At 61.8% G+C, this 17,402-nt stretch carries 11 protein-coding genes; all 11 read left to right on the top strand.

Going from position 1 to position 17,402, the window contains the following annotated elements:
* Positions 1 to 14: 14 nt before the first annotated feature.
* The 11 genes from flgG (at position 15) to EGJ27_RS12175 (ending at position 17,370) form a co-directional block, all read left to right on the top strand.
* Positions 15 to 803, top strand: a complete 789-nt coding sequence (flgG, locus tag EGJ27_RS12230; protein ID WP_125831002.1) for a flagellar basal-body rod protein FlgG — start codon at positions 15 to 17, stop codon at positions 801 to 803.
* A 70-nt stretch (positions 804 to 873) separates the two neighbouring features.
* Positions 874 to 1,587, top strand: a complete 714-nt coding sequence (gene flgH / locus EGJ27_RS12225; RefSeq protein WP_125831001.1) for a flagellar basal body L-ring protein FlgH — start codon at positions 874 to 876, stop codon at positions 1,585 to 1,587.
* A 13-nt stretch (positions 1,588 to 1,600) separates the two neighbouring features.
* Complete coding sequence (locus tag EGJ27_RS12220; protein WP_125831000.1) at positions 1,601 to 2,710, top strand: flagellar basal body P-ring protein FlgI; 1,110 nt, start codon at positions 1,601 to 1,603, stop codon at positions 2,708 to 2,710.
* Between the two features lie 10 nt (positions 2,711 to 2,720).
* Positions 2,721 to 3,950: a flagellar assembly peptidoglycan hydrolase FlgJ gene (flgJ, locus tag EGJ27_RS12215; protein ID WP_125830999.1), complete on the top strand. Its 1,230-nt coding sequence runs from the start codon at positions 2,721 to 2,723 to the stop codon at positions 3,948 to 3,950.
* Positions 3,951 to 3,960: 10 nt separating this feature from the next.
* A complete protein-coding gene (gene flgK / locus EGJ27_RS12210; RefSeq protein ID WP_125830998.1) occupies positions 3,961 to 6,018 on the top strand; it encodes a flagellar hook-associated protein FlgK in 2,058 nt (685 codons plus the stop codon).
* 13 nt (positions 6,019 to 6,031) lie between these two features.
* Positions 6,032 to 7,633, top strand: a complete 1,602-nt coding sequence (locus tag EGJ27_RS12205; protein WP_125830997.1) for a flagellar hook-associated protein 3 — start codon at positions 6,032 to 6,034, stop codon at positions 7,631 to 7,633.
* A gap of 88 nt (positions 7,634 to 7,721) precedes the next feature.
* Positions 7,722 to 11,300, top strand: coding sequence for a glycosyltransferase (locus EGJ27_RS12200; protein WP_125830996.1), 3,579 nt, complete (start codon positions 7,722 to 7,724; stop codon positions 11,298 to 11,300).
* A 73-nt stretch (positions 11,301 to 11,373) separates the two neighbouring features.
* On the top strand, positions 11,374 to 14,247 hold the full coding sequence (locus EGJ27_RS12195; RefSeq protein WP_125830995.1) for a TIGR00180 family glycosyltransferase: 2,874 nt from the start codon (positions 11,374 to 11,376) through the stop codon (positions 14,245 to 14,247).
* Between the two features lie 310 nt (positions 14,248 to 14,557).
* Positions 14,558 to 15,484, top strand: a complete 927-nt coding sequence (locus EGJ27_RS12190; protein ID WP_177523008.1) for a ketoacyl-ACP synthase III — start codon at positions 14,558 to 14,560, stop codon at positions 15,482 to 15,484.
* Between the two features lie 573 nt (positions 15,485 to 16,057).
* Positions 16,058 to 16,906, top strand: coding sequence for a flagellin domain-containing protein (locus EGJ27_RS12180; protein ID WP_125830993.1), 849 nt, complete (start codon positions 16,058 to 16,060; stop codon positions 16,904 to 16,906).
* A gap of 71 nt (positions 16,907 to 16,977) precedes the next feature.
* Complete coding sequence (locus EGJ27_RS12175; RefSeq protein WP_177523007.1) at positions 16,978 to 17,370, top strand: flagellar protein FlaG; 393 nt, start codon at positions 16,978 to 16,980, stop codon at positions 17,368 to 17,370.
* The last annotated feature ends 32 nt before the right edge of the window (positions 17,371 to 17,402 follow it).

Below are 17,402 nucleotides of genomic sequence, written 5' to 3'. Positions count from 1 at the left end.
TGAGGAGAAAACACATGCTTCCTGCACTGTACGTTGCCAAGACTGGTCTGGCCGCTCAAGACACCAACCTGACCACCATTTCCAACAACCTGGCGAACGTGTCGACCACAGGTTTCAAGAGCGATCGCGCCGAGTTCCAGGACCTGCTCTACCAGATCAAGCGTCAGCCGGGCGCGCAGTCCACTCAGGACAGCGAGCTGCCATCGGGTCTGCAACTGGGTACCGGTGTGCGCATCGTCGGCACCCAGAAGAACTTCACCGCCGGCAGCCTGCAGACCACCAACAACCCGTTGGACCTGGCGGTGAACGGTCGTGGTTTCTTCCAGATCACTCAGCCTGACGGCACCGTGGCCTACAGCCGCGACGGTACGTTCCACCTCGACGCCAACGGCCAGATCGTGACCGCCAACGGCTACGCGCTGGAGCCGGCCATTGTCGTGCCGCAGAACGCCCAGACTTTCACCGTGGGCCAGGACGGTACAGTGTCGATCACGCTGCCGGGCGCTGCCGCCACGCCGCAGATCATCGGCAACATCCAGACTGCTGACTTCATCAACCCGGCCGGTCTGCAAGCCATCGGCGGCAACCTGTACCTGGAAACCGGCTCCAGCGGCGCGCCGCAGATCGGCACTCCGGGCCTCAACGGCCTGGGCCCGACTCTGCAGAACACCCTGGAAAACTCCAACGTCAGCACCGTTGAAGAACTGGTCAACATGATCACCACCCAGCGCGCCTACGAGATGAACTCCAAAGTGATCTCCACCGCTGACCAGATGCTGCAGAACCTGACTCAGAACCTGTAACGACCTGATCCATCTGCTCAATCCTGTGGGGCGCCGCAAGCGCCGGCTACACCGAGAGGTTTTTTGTGTAATGAAACGCCCAAGTATCCTGCGTTTTTCGGTATCGATCGTTTCCCTGTGTGGCGTTGCCATGCTGGCCGGTTGCGTGGCGCCTGCCGCGCGCCCCAACGATCCTTACTACGCTCCGGTATTGCCGCGCACGCCCATGTCGGCGGCCGCGAATAATGGCGCTATCTACCAGGCAGGTTTCGAGCAGAATCTTTACGGCGACCGCAAGGCGTTCCGGGTCGGCGACATCATCACCATCACCTTGTCCGAGCGCATGGCCGCCAGCAAGGCCGCCAGCTCCGCGCTGAGCAAGGACAGCAGCAACAGCATCGGCCTGACCTCGCTGTTCGGCTCGGGCCTGACCACCAACAACCCGATCGGCGGCAACGACCTGAGCCTCAATGCCGGTTACTCGGGCTCGCGTGAGAACTCCGGCGACGGCAAGGCCGCGCAAAGCAACAGCCTGACCGGCTCGGTCACCGTGACCGTGGCCGACGTGCTGCCCAACGGCATCCTGGCGGTGCGCGGCGAGAAATGGATGACGCTGAACACCGGTGACGAACTGGTGCGTATTGCTGGCCTGATTCGTGCAGATGACATTGCAACTGACAATACTGTGTCGTCCACCCGTATCGCCGATGCCCGCATCACCTATTCAGGGACCGGAGCATTCGCCGATACCAGCCAGCCTGGCTGGTTCGACCGGTTCTTCCTCAGCCCGTTGTTCCCTTTCTGATCGCGGGATAGACATGACCAAGCTCAAGCAACTGATAGCGGCCACCTTGTTGTTGACCGCAGCGTTCGGCGTCCACGCCGAGCGTCTGAAGGATATCGCCAGCATTTCCGGCGTCCGGGCCAACCAATTGATCGGCTACGGCCTGGTCGTGGGGCTTAACGGCACGGGTGACCAGACCACCCAGACGCCGTTCACCCTGCAGACCTTCAACAACATGCTGTCGCAGTTCGGTATCAAGGTGCCGGCCGGTTCCGGCACCGTGCAGCTCAAGAACGTGGCGGCGGTGGCGGTCTATGCCGACTTGCCGGCGTTCGCCAAGCCTGGTCAGACCGTCGACATCACTGTGTCCTCGATCGGTAACTCCAAGAGCCTGCGCGGCGGCAGCCTGCTGATGACCCCGCTCAAGGGTGTCGACGGCAACGTTTACGCCATCGCTCAGGGCAACCTGGTGGTCGGTGGTTTTGACGCTGAAGGCCGTGACGGCTCGAAGATCACCGTCAACGTTCCGTCGTCCGGACGGATTCCTGGCGGTGCGTCGGTAGAACGTGCGGTGCCGAGCGGCTTCAACCAGGGCAACACCCTGACCCTGAACCTGAACCGTTCCGATTTCACCACCGCCAAGCGCGTGGTGGACAAGATCAACGACATGCTTGGCCCTGGCGTCGCTCAAGCGCTGGATGGCGGTTCGGTGCGCGTCACCGCGCCCCTGGATCCGGGTCAGCGCGTCGATTACCTGTCGATCCTGGAAAACCTGGAAATCGATCCGGGGCAGACGGCGGCCAAGGTCATCATCAACTCGCGTACCGGCACCATCGTCATCGGCCAGAACGTCAAGGTGTCGCCTGCTGCGGTCACCCACGGCAGCCTGACCGTGACCATCACCGAAGACCCGATCGTCAGCCAGCCGGGCGCATTGTCCGGCGGCCAGACTGCTGTTGTGCCGCGCTCGCGGGTCAACGCCGAGCAGGAGCTGCACCCGATGTTCAAGTTCGGTCCCGGCACCACGCTTGACGAGATCGTGCGTGCGGTCAACCAGGTGGGCGCGGCTCCCGGTGACCTGATGGCGATTCTTGAAGCATTGAAACAGGCCGGTGCGTTGCAGGCCGACCTGATCGTTATCTGAGGACTTGAGCATGGATATGCCTAAGGGCGGAATTTCCACTGCGGCCGATTCGGGTGCCTACACCGATATCAACCGGCTGGCTGCGCTGAAGCACGGCGACAAGGACAGCAAGGAGAACCTCAAGAAGGTTGCCCAGGAGTTCGAGTCGCTGTTCGTCAGCCAGATGCTCAAGGCCATGCGTTCGGCCAACGAAGTGCTGGCCAAGGACAACCCGATGAATACTGCCGAAAGCCGGCAGTATCAGGATATGTATGACCAGCAGTTGGCGGTGACCCTGTCGACGCGCGGCAACGGTATCGGTTTGCAGGATGTGCTGATGCGTCAGCTCTCCAAGGACAAGGGCATCAATCATGCAGCGGCGGCCGAAGCTCCGGCGGCCACTGCCGATGCGGCTGCACCCAAGACCGGTCTGGCGAGCAGTGTCTATCAACGTCCGCTGTGGGCCACTCGTTCGGCTGCGGCCGATCAGGCTGCCGGTACGGCGGCGGTGGACGGGCGCAACGACATGGCGGCGCTCAACGCCCGGCGTCTGTCGTTGCCCAGCAAACTCACCGATCGTCTGCTGGCCGGCATCGTGCCGTCCGCCGCCACCCACGTCGCCAAGGCACCTGCGCTTGCCTCGCAGACAGCGGGCGCTACCGATGGCAATGGCGACTGGACAATGGACCCCAATCTGGCGCCTGCGCCGGAGCGTGTGCGCTCCATGGCCCAGCCGCCGCTCGCGCCTGCCAAGAAAGCCTTCGGCAATGCCGATCAGTTCGTGGCCACCATGTTGCCGCTGGCCAAGGAAGCCGCCGCGCGAATCGGCGTCGATCCGGTCATGCTGGTGGCCCAGGCTGCGCTGGAAACCGGCTGGGGCAAATCCATCATGCGTTCCCAGGACGGCAGCAGCAGCCACAACCTGTTCGGCATCAAGGCGATGGGCAGCTGGAAGGGTGCCGAAGCGCGCGCCATCACCAGTGAGTTCCGCGACGGCAAGATGGTCAAGGAGACGGCAGACTTCCGTTCCTACGACTCGTATGCCGACAGTTTCCATGACCTGGTCAGCCTGTTGCAGAACAACAATCGTTATAAAGAAGTGATCAATTCGGCCGATAAACCGGAACAGTTTGTAAAAGAGTTGCAGAAGGCCGGCTACGCCACTGACCCGGACTATGCCAGCAAGATCTCGCAGATCGCGAAACAGATGAAGAGTTACCAGACTTACGCCGCTGCTGCGGGCTCTTCCACGACTTTATAAGGTTTTAATCATGTCGCTGATTTCAATTGGGCTCTCGGGCATTACCGCCAGTAATGCCGCGATCAATACCATCGGTAACAACACGGCCAACGTGGATACCGCTGGATACTCGCGTCAGCAGGTAATGACCACGGCTTCGGCGCAGATCAATATCGGTTTGGGTGTCGGCTACATCGGCACCGGGACCACGCTGTCCGACGTGCGTCGGATCTACAACAGCTACCTTGACGCCCAATTGCAGTCCAGCACCGCGCTGAGTGCCGACGCCGCCGCTTATGCCGGCCAGGCGAGCAAGACCGATACGCTGCTGTCCGACAGCACCTCGGGCGTTGCCGCGCAACTGACCAAATTCTTCACCGACCTGCAGGCCATCGCGACCAACCCGACCCAGTCGGCCGAGCGCTCGACGTTCCTGACCCAGGCGTCGGCCCTGGCGGCGCGCTTCAATTCCGTGTCCGCCCAGTTGGCCTCGCAGAACGACAACGTCAATGCTCAGCTGACCACCTACACCGGGCAGGTCAACGAGCTGACCACCACCATCGCCAGCCTTAACAAGCAGATCACCCAGGCCTCGGCCGGCAATACGTCGCCCAACAGCCTGCTCGACTCGCGCAACGAAGCGGTGCGCAAGCTCAACGAGCTGGTCGGTGTGAAAGTGGTCGAGAACAATGGCAACTACGACATCTACACCGGCACCGGGCAGTCCCTGGTCAGCGGCGGTACGTCGTACAAGATGTCGGCGGCGCCAAGCGAAGCCGATCCGTTGCAATACAACGTGCAGATCACCTACGGCCAGACCCAGACCGACGTGACCACCGTGGTCACCGGCGGCGCCATCGGCGGTCTGCTGCGTTATCGTTCCGAAGTGCTGGTGCCGTCGACCAATGAGCTGAGCCGCGTGGCGATGGTCATGAATGACCAGATCAACACCCAGCTGAGCCAGGGCATCGACAGCAAGGGCAACTTCGGCACCGCGCTGTTCAACAACATCAACGGCGCCGAGCAGATTACCCAGCGCAGCGTCGGCAACTCGACCAACAGCGCCGGCTCCGGCAACCTGAACGTGACCATCAAGGACACCGGCAAGCTGGAGGCCAGCGATTACGAAGTCACGTTCAGCGACGCAGACAACTACACCGTGCGCCGCCTGCCCAATGGCGAAAGCATCGGTTCGGGCAAGCTGAGCGACAACCCGCCCAAGGAATTCGAAGGCTTCACCATGAGCCTCAACGGCTCGGCGGTGGCGGCCGGCGACAGCTTCAAGGTGACTCCGACGCGCAATGGCGCATCGGGCATGTCCGTGGCGTTGACCGATCCCAAGGATATCGCGGCTGCCGCGCCGTTGACCGCAGCGGCAGGCGCGAGCAACTCGGGCACCGGTGGTTTCACCCAGCCGGTCCTGACCACCCAGACTGACATCTACAACCCGACCAAAAAGCTCGACCTGCAGAACGCGCTCAAGGATTCGACGCCGATGCGTCTGGTCATGGGCGCCGCTACCAATGGCGTGCAGAGCTATCAGCTGCTCAACGCCCAGGGCGCCGCCGTTACCGACAAGGATGGCAACGCCATCACCGGTACGATCATCCAGGGCCAGAGCAACAGCCTGAAATTCAGCGTGGGCTACACCGATACCTCCACCACGCCGAGCAGTGCGACTGCCTTCGATTTCGAAATGAAGGTTTCCGGTACGCCGCTGGTCAATGACACGTTCTCGATCAGCCTGACCGGCGCGGGCTCTTCCGATAACCGCAACGCCACCGCAGCGGTTGCCTTGCAGACCGCCAAGACCGTGGGTGTGACCAACGGCGGGGTGGGCACCAGCCTGTCCGGCGCCTACGCCGACCTGACCTCGGCGGTCGGCACCCGTGCGGCCCAGGGCAAGAGCGACGTGACCGCCACCACCGCCGTCCTGACCCAGGCCAAGTCGGCTCGGGACTCGGTTTCCGGTGTGTCCCTGGACGAAGAAGCCGCCAACCTGATCAAGTATCAGCAGTACTACACCGCGTCGTCGCAGATCATCAAGGCGGCGCAGACCATTTTCAGCACGCTGATCAACAGCCTTTAAGGAGTCGTGAGCCATGCGTATTTCCACTACCCAGTTCTACGAAGCCTCGACCTCTAACTATCAGCGCAGCTATTCGAACATCCTCAAGACCAGCCAGGAAATCTCCAGCGGCGTGAAGCTCAACACCGCTGCGGATGATCCGGTCGGGGCTGCCCGTGTATTGCAACTGGCACAGCAGAATTCGATGCTGACCCAGTACGCCTCCAACATCGGCACCATCAACACCAACATCACCAACGCCGAAACGGCGTTGAGCAGCATCCGTGAATCGATGCAGGCCGCGCGCGAGCTGATCGTCAAGGTCAATAACGGTTCGTACACCGACAAGGACCGGGTGTCCACCGCCGACGAACTCAAGGCGCTGCAAAGCCAGATCCTGGGCCTGATGAACAGTCAGGATTCCAACGGCCAGTACATGTTCTCCGGCTCCAAGTCGTCGACACCGCCGTATTCGCTGAATGCCGACGGTACCTACAGCTACAACGGTGACCAGACCGCCCTGACACTGGCAGTGGGGGACGGCTTGTCCCTGGCCGCGAACGTCACCGGCTTCGAAGCCTTCGAGCAGGCGGTGAACACCACCCGCACCTCGTCGACGCTGACATCGCCTGCCACCGAAGACGGCAAGGTCAGCCTGTCCGGCGGTCTGGTGAAGTCCAGCAACACTTACAACGACAGCTACCAGAGCGGCGAGCCGTACTCGCTTACCTTCATCAGCGCCACCGAGTTCCGCATCACTGACGGCGCTACGCCGCCTAACGATGTGACCGTGGATGCGTCCAACGCCGGCAAGGTCAGCTACACCGGTTTTGATGACCAGACATTCACCTTCCGTGGCGTCGAACTCAAGCTCAACGTCAACCTGTCGGATGCCGAGAAGGCGACTGCCGCGGCTGCGAACACGGCGTTGACCGGTCGTTCCTATCAGCTGGCCTCGACGCCGGACAGCATCACCGTGGCGCGCAGCCCGGGCAACCCATCCGCCACCACCGTCAGCAGCGCTGCGGTAGGGACGTCGGCTGCGGACCTGACCGCCTACAACAACGTTTTCCCGACCACCGGCGCAGTGCTCAAGTACTCCAGCACTGATGGTTACCAGCTGTTCGCGTCGCCTTATGCGGCCGGCAATGCCCCGGTCGCCGCCGGTGTGGTGACCGGTTCGACGGTCAAGGCGGCGGGTGTGGAATTCACCATCGCCGGCGGTCCGCCTGCCGATGGTGACACCTTCCTGGTCCAGGGCGGCACGCACCAGACCGAGAACATTCTCAATACCCTGACCAACGTGATCAACGTACTGAACACCAAGACCGACGGTGATCTGGTCGCCACGCAGAAACTCAACTCGGCGCTGACCTCGGCGCTGGGCAACGTGACTAGCAGCCTGGAACAGGTCTCCACGGCAATCTCCGCCGGTGGTGCTCGTCAGGTTGCGGCTTCGGCGCAAAGCACGACCAACGATCTGCTCAAGGACAACAACACTCTGGAGCAGGATGGCTATGTCAAGGCCGATACCATCGAAGCCACTACCCGTCTGACCTTGCAGAAGACTATGCTGGAAGCGTCCCAAATGGTATTCACCCAGCTGTCCCGGTTGAATCTGTTCAGCCAGCTGTAAGCCTGACGCTCAGCGCAGGTCGTCTTTTCTTTAGCGGTGAGGGGAGCCGGTCGACTGGCTGGTTTCCCGCCGGCAGTGAGTCCGTACTGTGAATTCAGCTCCCCTTGTCAGCATCGTCATTCCCGCATTCAACCCTGCCTTCTTCCGCTCTGCGCTGCAGAGCGCGCTCGATCAAAGCTACGAGCCTTTGGAAATCATCGTCTGCGACGATTGCCGGAGTGGCGAAATCAAGGCCCTGTTCGACGAACTGGTGCCGGCCGGCAGTGACAAGGCGCGCTATGTGGCCAACCCTCAGCGCCTGGGCCTGCAGGGCAACGTGCTCAAGTGCGTGCAAGAGGCGCAGGGCGAGTTCGTCAAGATCCTGTGTGACGATGACCGGCTCTACGCACCCTGTGTCGCCATGCAGGCGGCAGCGCTGCAGCGCTATCCCGACGTCGGGCTGGTGGTCTCGCGCCGTCATCTGGTTGACGCCGACGACTGCGTACTGCCGCAGCGCATCGAGAACGTGGGCCTGGCCCCGTACGACGCGATCTACAAGGGCGAAGACATGCTCGGCGTCTTTGAAAAGACGCTGCGCAATTATCTGGGCGGCTTCAGTGGTGCGCTGCTGCGCAAGGCGGATCTGGACCAGTACCTGCCGGCGCTGACCCAGCCTGGGCAGGGTTTCGTCGCGGTTCTGGATTTTGCGCTGTTCATCTGCCTTATGCGGCGCAGCAACCTGATCGTGCTGTACGGCATCAACAACATCGAGCGCCTGCATCCGGCGCGCTTGAGCAGCCAGCCGGACATCGGCGGTCAGGCCCAGCAGGAATGGGACTGGCTGGAACAGATGATCAAGGCCCGCAGCGGTGAACAGGCGCCGGCATCAGGCTACGTTCGCTTTCTGCCGCTGCGCAAGGCCGGCGATCAGCCCCACGACTGGGATGAGGTGGGCATGTACAACCTCATGGCATCGCGCCAGGGGGTCATGCGCAATCGAGTCGGCACAGCGGTCGACAGCTATTCGCAGGTGTATGCCGAGTGGTTGCGGATACGCACCTTCAAGCCGCAGCAAAAGAAGCTGCTGGAACGCCGGATCGACAGCTGGCCGTCGCAGCCGCGCATCGTGCCGATCATCATCGATGAAACGGGCGACCCGAGCCTGCTGGATATCACCCTGCGCAGTATTGTCGCGCAAGACTACCCGGCCCATGCGGTGGTGGTGCTGACCCAGGCGCAGGAAATCGCCGATCCACAGGTATTGCGCTTCACGCTCCAGGACAACCGCGCCCGGCAGCTCAACGAAGTGCTGCCGCTGCTGGAGCCGGCCGACTGGATCTACCTGCTGCGTGCCGGCGACCGATTGGTGGCGCCGGCATTGCTGGTCCTGGCCGAGCGCGTTGCCCATCGCACCGGCCTGCTGTGTGTCTACAGCGATGAGGGCGCGCTGGACGATGAAGAATCCCGCGAGCCGGTGTTCAAACCCGATTTCAATCTCGACCTGATGCGCGGCTATCCCTATGTCGGGCGCGCATTGGCGTTCGAGCGCCGTCACCTGCTTCAGATCGGCGGTTTCGACGAGCAGCATCAGGAACTGGCGCCTCAGGATGTGATCTGGCGCCTGGTCGAAAGCGTCGGGCCGCAGACCATCGAGCACATCGCCGAAGTGCAGGTCGAATCGACCCTGGCCTATGCCCAGTGGCTATCCCTGCCGCAGGTGATGCAAGGCAGCGAGGCGCTGGTCGCGGCGCACCTGCAGCGGATCGGTGTGGAGCATGTGATCCATCACGACGAGCTGCCGCTGCTCAATCGCATCGAATACCTGCACCCGGTACAGCCGCTGGTCTCGATCATCATCAGCACTCACGACCAGACGGCCTCCGTGGAGCGTTGCCTGGACAGCCTGCTGAGCAACACCACTTACCCGTTCTATGAAGTGCTGATCGTCGACCGGGCCAGCGAAACCACGCAGGCCAGGGACTGGTTCGCGGCCATGGCGGGGCTGGGCGGTGACAAACTGCGGATTCTCAGCCTGAATCTGGCGGACAACGATGCGGCCGCCTACAACCTGGCGGCGCAGCACGCGCGCGGGGATTACCTGCTGTGGCTCAGCCCGTTCGCGCTGATCCACCAGCCCGACTGGCTGCAAGGCATGCTCAATCATGCCCAGCGCCCGGAAGTCGGTGTGACCGGACCGCGCATTCTCGATCCCCAGGGCCTGGTGCTGTCTGCCGGCATGGTGCTGGGCATGGATGGTGTCGCAGGACGCCCCGGTGTCGGCACCGACCCGTCTGCGCCTGGCTACCTGCATCGCCAGCAACTGGCGCAGAACTGGAGCGTCCTGAGCGACAGCTGCCTGATGGTCCGCAAGGACGTGTTCGAGGCCGTCGGCCCGCTGGACGAGCAAGATTTCAGCCTGGGCCTCAACGGCATGGACCTGTGCCTGCGCGCCGGACGCGCCGGCTTTCTGGTGGTGTGGACACCCCAGACCAGCCTGTTCCTGGCCGAGCCGGCCGCACCCCAGCGCGATGACGCCTGGCGCGAACGGCTGCAACTCGAACAACAGCGGTTCGCCCTCAAGTGGCTGCCCGAGATCGCCCAGGAGCGAGCCTACAACCCGAACCTGGGGCAGACCGAAGCCATGGCGTTTCGAATGGACCCGGGGCAGCTGCATGGCTGGAATCCATTCTGCACGCGCCACCTGCCTTCGATCCTGTGCATGGCCATCAACACTTCGGCGGTGGGGCACTATCGCGTCAGCCAGCCGTTGCTGGAACTCGAGGCCGCAGGCCGGGTAGTGGGGCGCATGACCTACGAAATGCCGACCATTGCCGAAGTCGAGCGTCAGTCGCCGGATGTGGTGGTGATCCAGGGCCGGTACAGCGAGCACAAGGTCAAGGACATCGCTCAGATCAAGACCTTCTCCAAGGCCATGCGCATTTTCGAGCTGGACGATTACATTGTCGATGTTCCGCTCAAGAACGAGCACCGGCGCAGCATGCCCGACAACATCGAACATGCGTTGCGCACCGGAATCGGTATGTGCGACCGAGTGGTGGTGTCCACTCATCCGCTGGCCGAAGCGCTGTCGAGCATGCACAGCGATATCCGCGTGGTGCCCAACATGCTGGCCCCCGAGCTGTGGAGCACCCTCAAGGGCCGCCGCCGGACCTCCGACAAACCGCGCATCGGTTGGGGCGGCGGAACCAGCCACCGTGGGGATCTGGAATTGATCGCCGATGTGGTTCGCGAACTGGCCGACGAGGTGGAGTGGGTGTTCTTCGGCATGTGTCCGGACCTGCTGCGCCCATATATCCACGAGTTCCATACGGCGGTCGGCCTGCAGCGCTACCCGGCCAAGCTGGCCAGTCTGAACCTGGACCTGGCCCTGGCGCCGCTGGAATTCCACATCTTCAACGACTGCAAGAGCAACCTGCGCCTGCTGGAATATGGGGCGTGTGGTTATCCGGTCATCTGCTCGGACACCAAGGCCTACGCCGGCCACCTGCCGGCCACCCGAATCAAGAGCAACAGCGCCGAGGAATGGCTGGAGGCGATCCGCATGCACTTGTCGGACCCGGCCGCCAGCTACCGGATGGGCGATGATTTGCGTGACACCGTGCTGCGCGATTTCATGCTGCGTGGCGAAAACCTGCAGTACTGGGCCAATGGCTGGTTGCCGGACTGATCCGCGAGCGCGATGGCACTCGAACGAGCCCGGCACCTGAGGCGCGGGCTGTATCTGGATATTAGGAAGAATCATGCAGAGCGATAGCGACAGTAAAGCTCCCCTGAACCAGCGCCTGACCCTGGTGCTGCTGGCCGACGAACAGACGGATTTCCTGCACCGTGCCCTGACGTTCTATGGCGACTCTGCGGCCGCGATCATCGTTCAGGATGCCAGCGAACAGGTCGATACCCAGGCCGCGGCCCGGCCCGGCGTCAGCTACCGGCATACGCCTGGGCTGTCCGGGGCCACGCTTGCCCGGCGCATGGGTGAAGCCGTGGGGCAGGTGAGCACGCCCTTCGTGGTGTTTGCCGATGTCAGCAGTTTCCTGCTGCCCGAAGCCGTGCACCAGGCCCTGGCGTTTCTTGAAAGCAACCCCGGCCATGGCGCGTGCCAGGGCTACAGCCTGAGCTATCGGGCGCATATGGATCGCGTCGACTACCTGCGCCTGGACCACCAGGTGCACGAGGACTTCGACAGCGAAGACCCGGCCCGACGCACAGCGCGCTTTCTGGAACAGAGCGTGCCGCTGTTCAATGCGGTGACCCGCACTTCGCTGTTGCAAGGCTGGCTGGGCGCATTGCCGCCGGATACCGACGAGGTCTGGCAGGAAATCGCATTGGCCTGCTACCTGCTCAATGCGTCGCGGGTGCGCATTCTGCCGACCGGCTACGGGCTGCACCTCGACCACGAGGGTCGGCAGTCGCGCCATAACCAGAACATGGAAGCGGCGGTATGTCACATCGATCCCAAGGCCCGTGGCGAGCGTGAACGTATCGCCGCCACCCTGGCCTCGGCGCTCGGTGGTCAGGCGCAGCCGATCCTCGACGCGTTCCAGGCCATGGCCGACAGCCTCAGACAACAGCCGTATCAGGGCGGCGGCGAGCTGTTCAGTTCGCAGTGGAGTGTCGCGTTCGAGCGGCCCGAAGTGAGCTTCGCGCCCCGTCAGTTCGTCGAGATGCCGTTTTACAACCGGGCATTCTTCGACGGCCTGGCGCGTATCGAATTTTTGATCCACGTGTTGCCCGCCGGTGCCCGGCAACTCGACGAGCTGGAGGCCGTGCTGCTCAAGCAGGTTGAACTGACCGGGCCGCACAGCCAGGTCGACGCCCGCACTCGGCGCAGCAGTCTGTGGCAGGCCTACGGCGCCTATGCGTTCAACGCGGGTATCGTCGAGCGCCTGGGCGAGGTATTGAGCCAGACGCCGGGCGACGAGGAAGAAGCCGAGCGTATCCTGGCCTGGAGCCAGTGCCTGGGTGCGGTGTCGCAGCGCGACAACGGTTCGTTGCTGGCGGACATGCCTTCGGGACGCTTGCTGGACTGGTTGGCGTCACGCCGGCCCACGCCTGACGAGTTGAAGAAGCTCAACGCTCGTTCCGGCAGCCAGGGCAGCGGCGCGCAGATCGGTATTCTGCTGCTGGACCTGCAGGCCGATGTGTTCAAGCTGCAGGCCACCTTCGACAGCCTGATCAGCAGTGACTACCGCGCGTTCAAGGTGATCGTGTTCACCACCGGCGAGCTGCCGGCGACCACCACGGTGCAGAACACGGTGCATTTCGTGAAAGTCACCGAAAGCAACTATGTCGACAAGATCAACCAGGTGCTCAAGCAGTCGCCCAGCGACTGGCTGATGCTGGCCCAGGCCGGTGAGCAGTTCACCGCCAGCGGGCTGTTGCTGGCCAGCGCCGAACTGGCCGATGCCTCCGAGTGCCGAGCGGTGGCGGTGGATGAAATTCAGCGCCGGGCCGATGGCCGACTCGAACACTTGCTGCGCCCAGGCTTCAACCTCGACCTGCTGCAATGTGTGCCGACGCTGATGGCGCGCCATTGGCTGGTTCGCCGTGAGTTGCTGGTGGAAGTCGGCGGCTACAGTCGCGAACTGCCGCAGGCGCTGGAATTCGACCTGCTGCTGCGCCTGATCGAGCAGGGCGGCGTGGGCGGTCTGGCGCACCTGAGCGAGCCGGTACTGATCTGTGACGCGCCCCTGCTGGCGGTCAACGAAGACGAGCAGAAAGCGCTGACCCGGCATCTGGCCAATCGCGGTTATCAGGCCGAGGTCGGTTCGCCGGCGCCTGGCCTGTACAAGATCGACTACCGCCATGAGCATCGGCCGGTTGTATCGGTCCTGATCAACAGCCAGGACAATCTGGCGGATTTGCAACGTTGCCTGCACAGTCTGTTGCAGCGCACCCGGTACCCGCGTTTCGAAGTGCTGATCGGCGACAACGCCAGCCGCAGTGCCGAGCTGTCGACATGGCTCGACGAGCAGGAGAAGCTTTCCAGCCGGGTGCGCGTATTCCGTGCCGACCAGGCGATCGGCGCGGCGGCGATGTATAACCAGTTGAGCCAGCAGGCCAAGGGTGAATACCTGATCGTGCTGGATGCCGAAAGCCAGATCGTCAACGTGGGCTGGATCGAGTCGCTGCTCAATCAGGCCCAGCGTCCGGAGGTCGGCGTGGTCGGCGTCAAGCTGGTGGATACCGAGGGTTCGGTGACTCAGGCCGGCCTGATCCTGGGCTTCGACGGCAGCGTGGGCTCGGCTTTCGTCGGTGAGTCCAAGCGCGCTCGCGGCTACATGCAGCGGCTGGTGGTCGAGCAGAACTATTCGGCAGTGTCGGGCGCCTGCCTGATGATCGGTAAGGAGCTGTTCGAGGCGGTGGGCGGCATGGATGATGGTGTGTTCGCCGAGAGCCTGGCGGATGTCGACCTGTGTCTGAAGGTGGCCCAGGCCGGTTACCTGACGGTGTGGACGCCCCATGTCCAGGTGGTGCATTCCGGCCGGGTGCAGGCGTCGGACAGCGTACGTCAGGCACTGGCCGACAAATGGTCCGCACCGTTCGAGCAGGATCAGGCGTACAACGAAAACCTTGATCTGCACGGCCGGGGCTTTACCCTGAACGCCTTCTGACCTTCCCTTGAACCGGCGCTCCGCTCCCGTTACAGGGCGGATCGCCGGATCCTCGCCTGGCGGCATGCCACCGTGCCGCTGCCTGCGCCTCGGGCTTTGCCTTTCCTGTGAAACACACAAAGCGCACCGGCAGGAGTGACCTGCAGGTCATAAAGTGCATCTTCACAGTATCGTTTTGCGGGAATCGACGTTCGTCCGGCTTGCCTGAACAGGCTCCAGCCCTTGAAAATGTCCGCAACTCAACTTCATTCGGTAGCGCCCTGATATTTCTGGGACGAACATTGACCTGTTTACTAATCGGGAAGCCATGATGATTGGCATAAAAAGCATAGCGAGTTACGTGCCCACCGACGGCGTGGATAACTACGCTCAGGGCGCCAAATTCGGCAAGGATGAAGAATTCATCTTTGGGAAAATTGGCTCCACGTTCCTGCCGCGCAAGCAAGACGCCCAGGAAACCTCCGATCTGTGTGTTGAAGCCGCCAATGTGCTGTTTGCCAACAACCCGCAACTCAAGCGCGAAGACATCGATGTCCTGATCGTCGTCACCCAGAACGGTGATGAAGAAGGCTTGCCGCACACCGCAGCCATCGTCCAGGACAAGCTCGGCCTGTCGACCAATGTCGCCGCGTTCGACATTTCGCTGGGCTGTTCGGGTTATGTCTACGGCATCTACGCGATCAAGGGCTTCATGGAAGCCACGGGCCTGAAGAATGGCTTGCTGATCACCGCCGATCCGTACTCCAAGATCGTCGACCCCGAAGACCGCAACACCACCATGCTGTTCGGCGACGCGGCCACCGCCACCTGGATGGGGCACGATGCTCCGTGGCAACTGGGCAAGGCCAAGTTCGGCACCGACGGCTCCGGCGCACCGCATTTGAAGGTCAGCAACGGTGTGTTCTTCATGAACGGCCGCCAGGTCTTCAACTTTGCGTTGCTCAAGGTGCCGGCGCACTTGCACGAGCTGCTCGACGACTCCGGCCTGACGCCTGACGACATCGACGCGTTCTGCATTCACCAGGGCAGCGCGGCCATCGTCGATGCCGTCGCGCGGCGCTTCGAGGACAAGCCTGAGAAGTTCGTCAAGGATATGGTCGAGACCGGCAACACGGTGTCGTCCAGTATTCCGTTGCTGATCGAGAAGCACGTGCTCGATTCCAGCTGGAACCGCGTCGCACTGAGCGGCTTCGGCGTAGGCTTGTCGTGGGGCTCGGCGATAATCTATCGCGCCTGAACGACCTCGACCCGCAGTAGCGAGCGGGTCCGCGAAGGCGTGCTGTCCGGCGATAGATAGGTTGTGATGTACCGGCCTCTTCGCGAGCAAGCTCGCTCCTGCGGTGTGGGGTGAGTGAATGGCCGTGGCAGCGGACTGTTCGCGAAGGCGTGCTGTCCGGCGATAGATAGGTTGTGGATGTACCGGCTCTTTCGCGAGCAAGCTCGCTCCTGCGGTGTGGGGTGAGCGAATGGACGTGGGAGCGGACTTGTCCGCGAAGGCGTGCTGTCCGGTGATAGATAAGTTGTAGATGTACCGGCCCTTTCGCGAGCAAGCTCGCTCCTGCGGAAGCGGTACACCGCACATCTCCTGCGTGCGAGCCCTTCGGCGCGCATCTTGCTGACGCCATTTTCTCGTTGTTTTCGTCCCAAACCCTTGTTTTACAAGGGGTGGCAGGCTGCCAGCAAAATTTTTCAAAAAAATACTCAAGCAACCCGCCACCACGACGATAACTATTACGAAGGTTCTCTAGGCACACCCGGCGCTTGCAGGGGCCGGAAGCCACGTAGTACCCAAACCAACGAGGAATTCATCATGGCTTTAACAGTAAACACCAACGTTGCATCCTTGAACGTTCAGAAGAACCTTGGCAAAGCATCTGACGCTCTGTCGACTTCGATGACCCGTCTGTCCTCCGGCCTGAAAATCAACAGCGCCAAAGACGACGCCGCCGGCCTGCAGATCGCTACCCGCATCACTTCGCAGATCCGTGGTCAGACCATGGCAATCAAGAACGCCAACGACGGTATCTCGATCGCTCAGACCGCTGAAGGCGCTCTGCAAGAGTCCACCAACATCCTGCAGCGTATGCGTGAACTGGCTGTTCAGTCCCGTAACGACAGCAACAGCGAAAGCGACCGTACCGCTCTGAACAAAGAATTCACTCAGATGAGTGAAGAGCTGACTCGTATCGCCAACAGCACCAACCTGAACGGCAAGAACCTGATCGACGGTTCCGCCAGCACCATGACTTTCCAGGTAGGTTCCAACACCGGTTCCGAGAACCAGATCACTCTGAGTCTGAGCGGCAACTTCGACGCTGACACTCTGGGCGTTGGTTCGGCGATCACCATCGGTGGTTCCGACAGCGCTGCTGCCGAGACTAACTTCTCTGCTGCAATGGACGCGATTGACTCGGCTCTGTCGACCATCAACGCCACTCGTGCTGACCTCGGTGCTGCACAAAACCGTCTGTCCAGCACCATCTCCAACCTGCAGAACATCAACGAAAACGCCAGTGCTGCACTGGGTCGCGTACAAGATACCGACTTCGCTGCTGAAACTGCACAGCTGACCAAGCAGCAGACCCTGCAACAGGCTTCCACCTCTGTTCTGGCTCAGGCTAACCAGCTGCCATCCGCTGTACTGAAACTGCTTCAGTAATATCGGAATGAGTTTGGCGGGGGAGTGCGGAATCGTGCTCTCTCGCTTTTTTACTTTCAGAGGTCATGGTCATGGATATGAGTGTAAAGCTGAACGTATCTTATCCGGCCGCTCAATCGGCCGCTCAATCGGCTACTCCAGCGACTTCGGAACAGCCTGTTGATAAGCCCGTCGCCGAGCGCCCCGTCGCTGCGCCGACTGAAAGTAATGGCTCAGGCTTGAAGAAAGAAGATGCTCAGGAAGAGGCAAAGGTGAAAGCCGCCGCCGAAGATATTCAGAAATTCTTCCATTCGGTCAAACGCAATCTTGAGTTTTCGATCGATGAAGCGTCGGGTAAGGTGATCGTCAAGGTCATTGCAAGTGACTCCGGTGAAATCGTCAGGCAGATTCCCAATGCGGAAATCCTGAAACTGGCGGAAAGCCTGAGCGATGCGAACAGCTTGTTGTTCCACGCGCGGGCCTGAACTGGCACGTATCTTGTTGCAGGTTCGATGAT

The sequence above is a fragment of the Pseudomonas sp. v388 genome (assembly GCF_003935425.1).
In the GTDB taxonomy this organism is placed as follows: domain Bacteria; phylum Pseudomonadota; class Gammaproteobacteria; order Pseudomonadales; family Pseudomonadaceae; genus Aquipseudomonas.
Note: the sequence above shows the minus strand (reverse complement) of the source record. Positions and strands in the feature narration are given on the sequence as shown.

What these genes read in the sequence shown, in the direction of transcription:
- EGJ27_RS12220 (WP_125831000.1), top strand. Translation starts at nt 1,601, where the DNA reads ATGACCAAGCTCAAGCAACTGATAGCGGCCACCTTGTTGTTGACCGCA.
- flgH (WP_125831001.1), top strand. Translation starts at nt 874, where the DNA reads ATGAAACGCCCAAGTATCCTGCGTTTTTCGGTATCGATCGTTTCCCTG.
- flgG (WP_125831002.1), top strand. Translation starts at nt 15, where the DNA reads ATGCTTCCTGCACTGTACGTTGCCAAGACTGGTCTGGCCGCTCAAGAC.
- EGJ27_RS12205 (WP_125830997.1), top strand. Translation starts at nt 6,032, where the DNA reads ATGCGTATTTCCACTACCCAGTTCTACGAAGCCTCGACCTCTAACTAT.
- EGJ27_RS12175 (WP_177523007.1), top strand. Translation starts at nt 16,978, where the DNA reads ATGGATATGAGTGTAAAGCTGAACGTATCTTATCCGGCCGCTCAATCG.
- EGJ27_RS12180 (WP_125830993.1), top strand. Translation starts at nt 16,058, where the DNA reads ATGGCTTTAACAGTAAACACCAACGTTGCATCCTTGAACGTTCAGAAG.
- EGJ27_RS12190 (WP_177523008.1), top strand. Translation starts at nt 14,558, where the DNA reads ATGATTGGCATAAAAAGCATAGCGAGTTACGTGCCCACCGACGGCGTG.
- EGJ27_RS12195 (WP_125830995.1), top strand. Translation starts at nt 11,374, where the DNA reads ATGCAGAGCGATAGCGACAGTAAAGCTCCCCTGAACCAGCGCCTGACC.
- flgK (WP_125830998.1), top strand. Translation starts at nt 3,961, where the DNA reads ATGTCGCTGATTTCAATTGGGCTCTCGGGCATTACCGCCAGTAATGCC.
- flgJ (WP_125830999.1), top strand. Translation starts at nt 2,721, where the DNA reads ATGGATATGCCTAAGGGCGGAATTTCCACTGCGGCCGATTCGGGTGCC.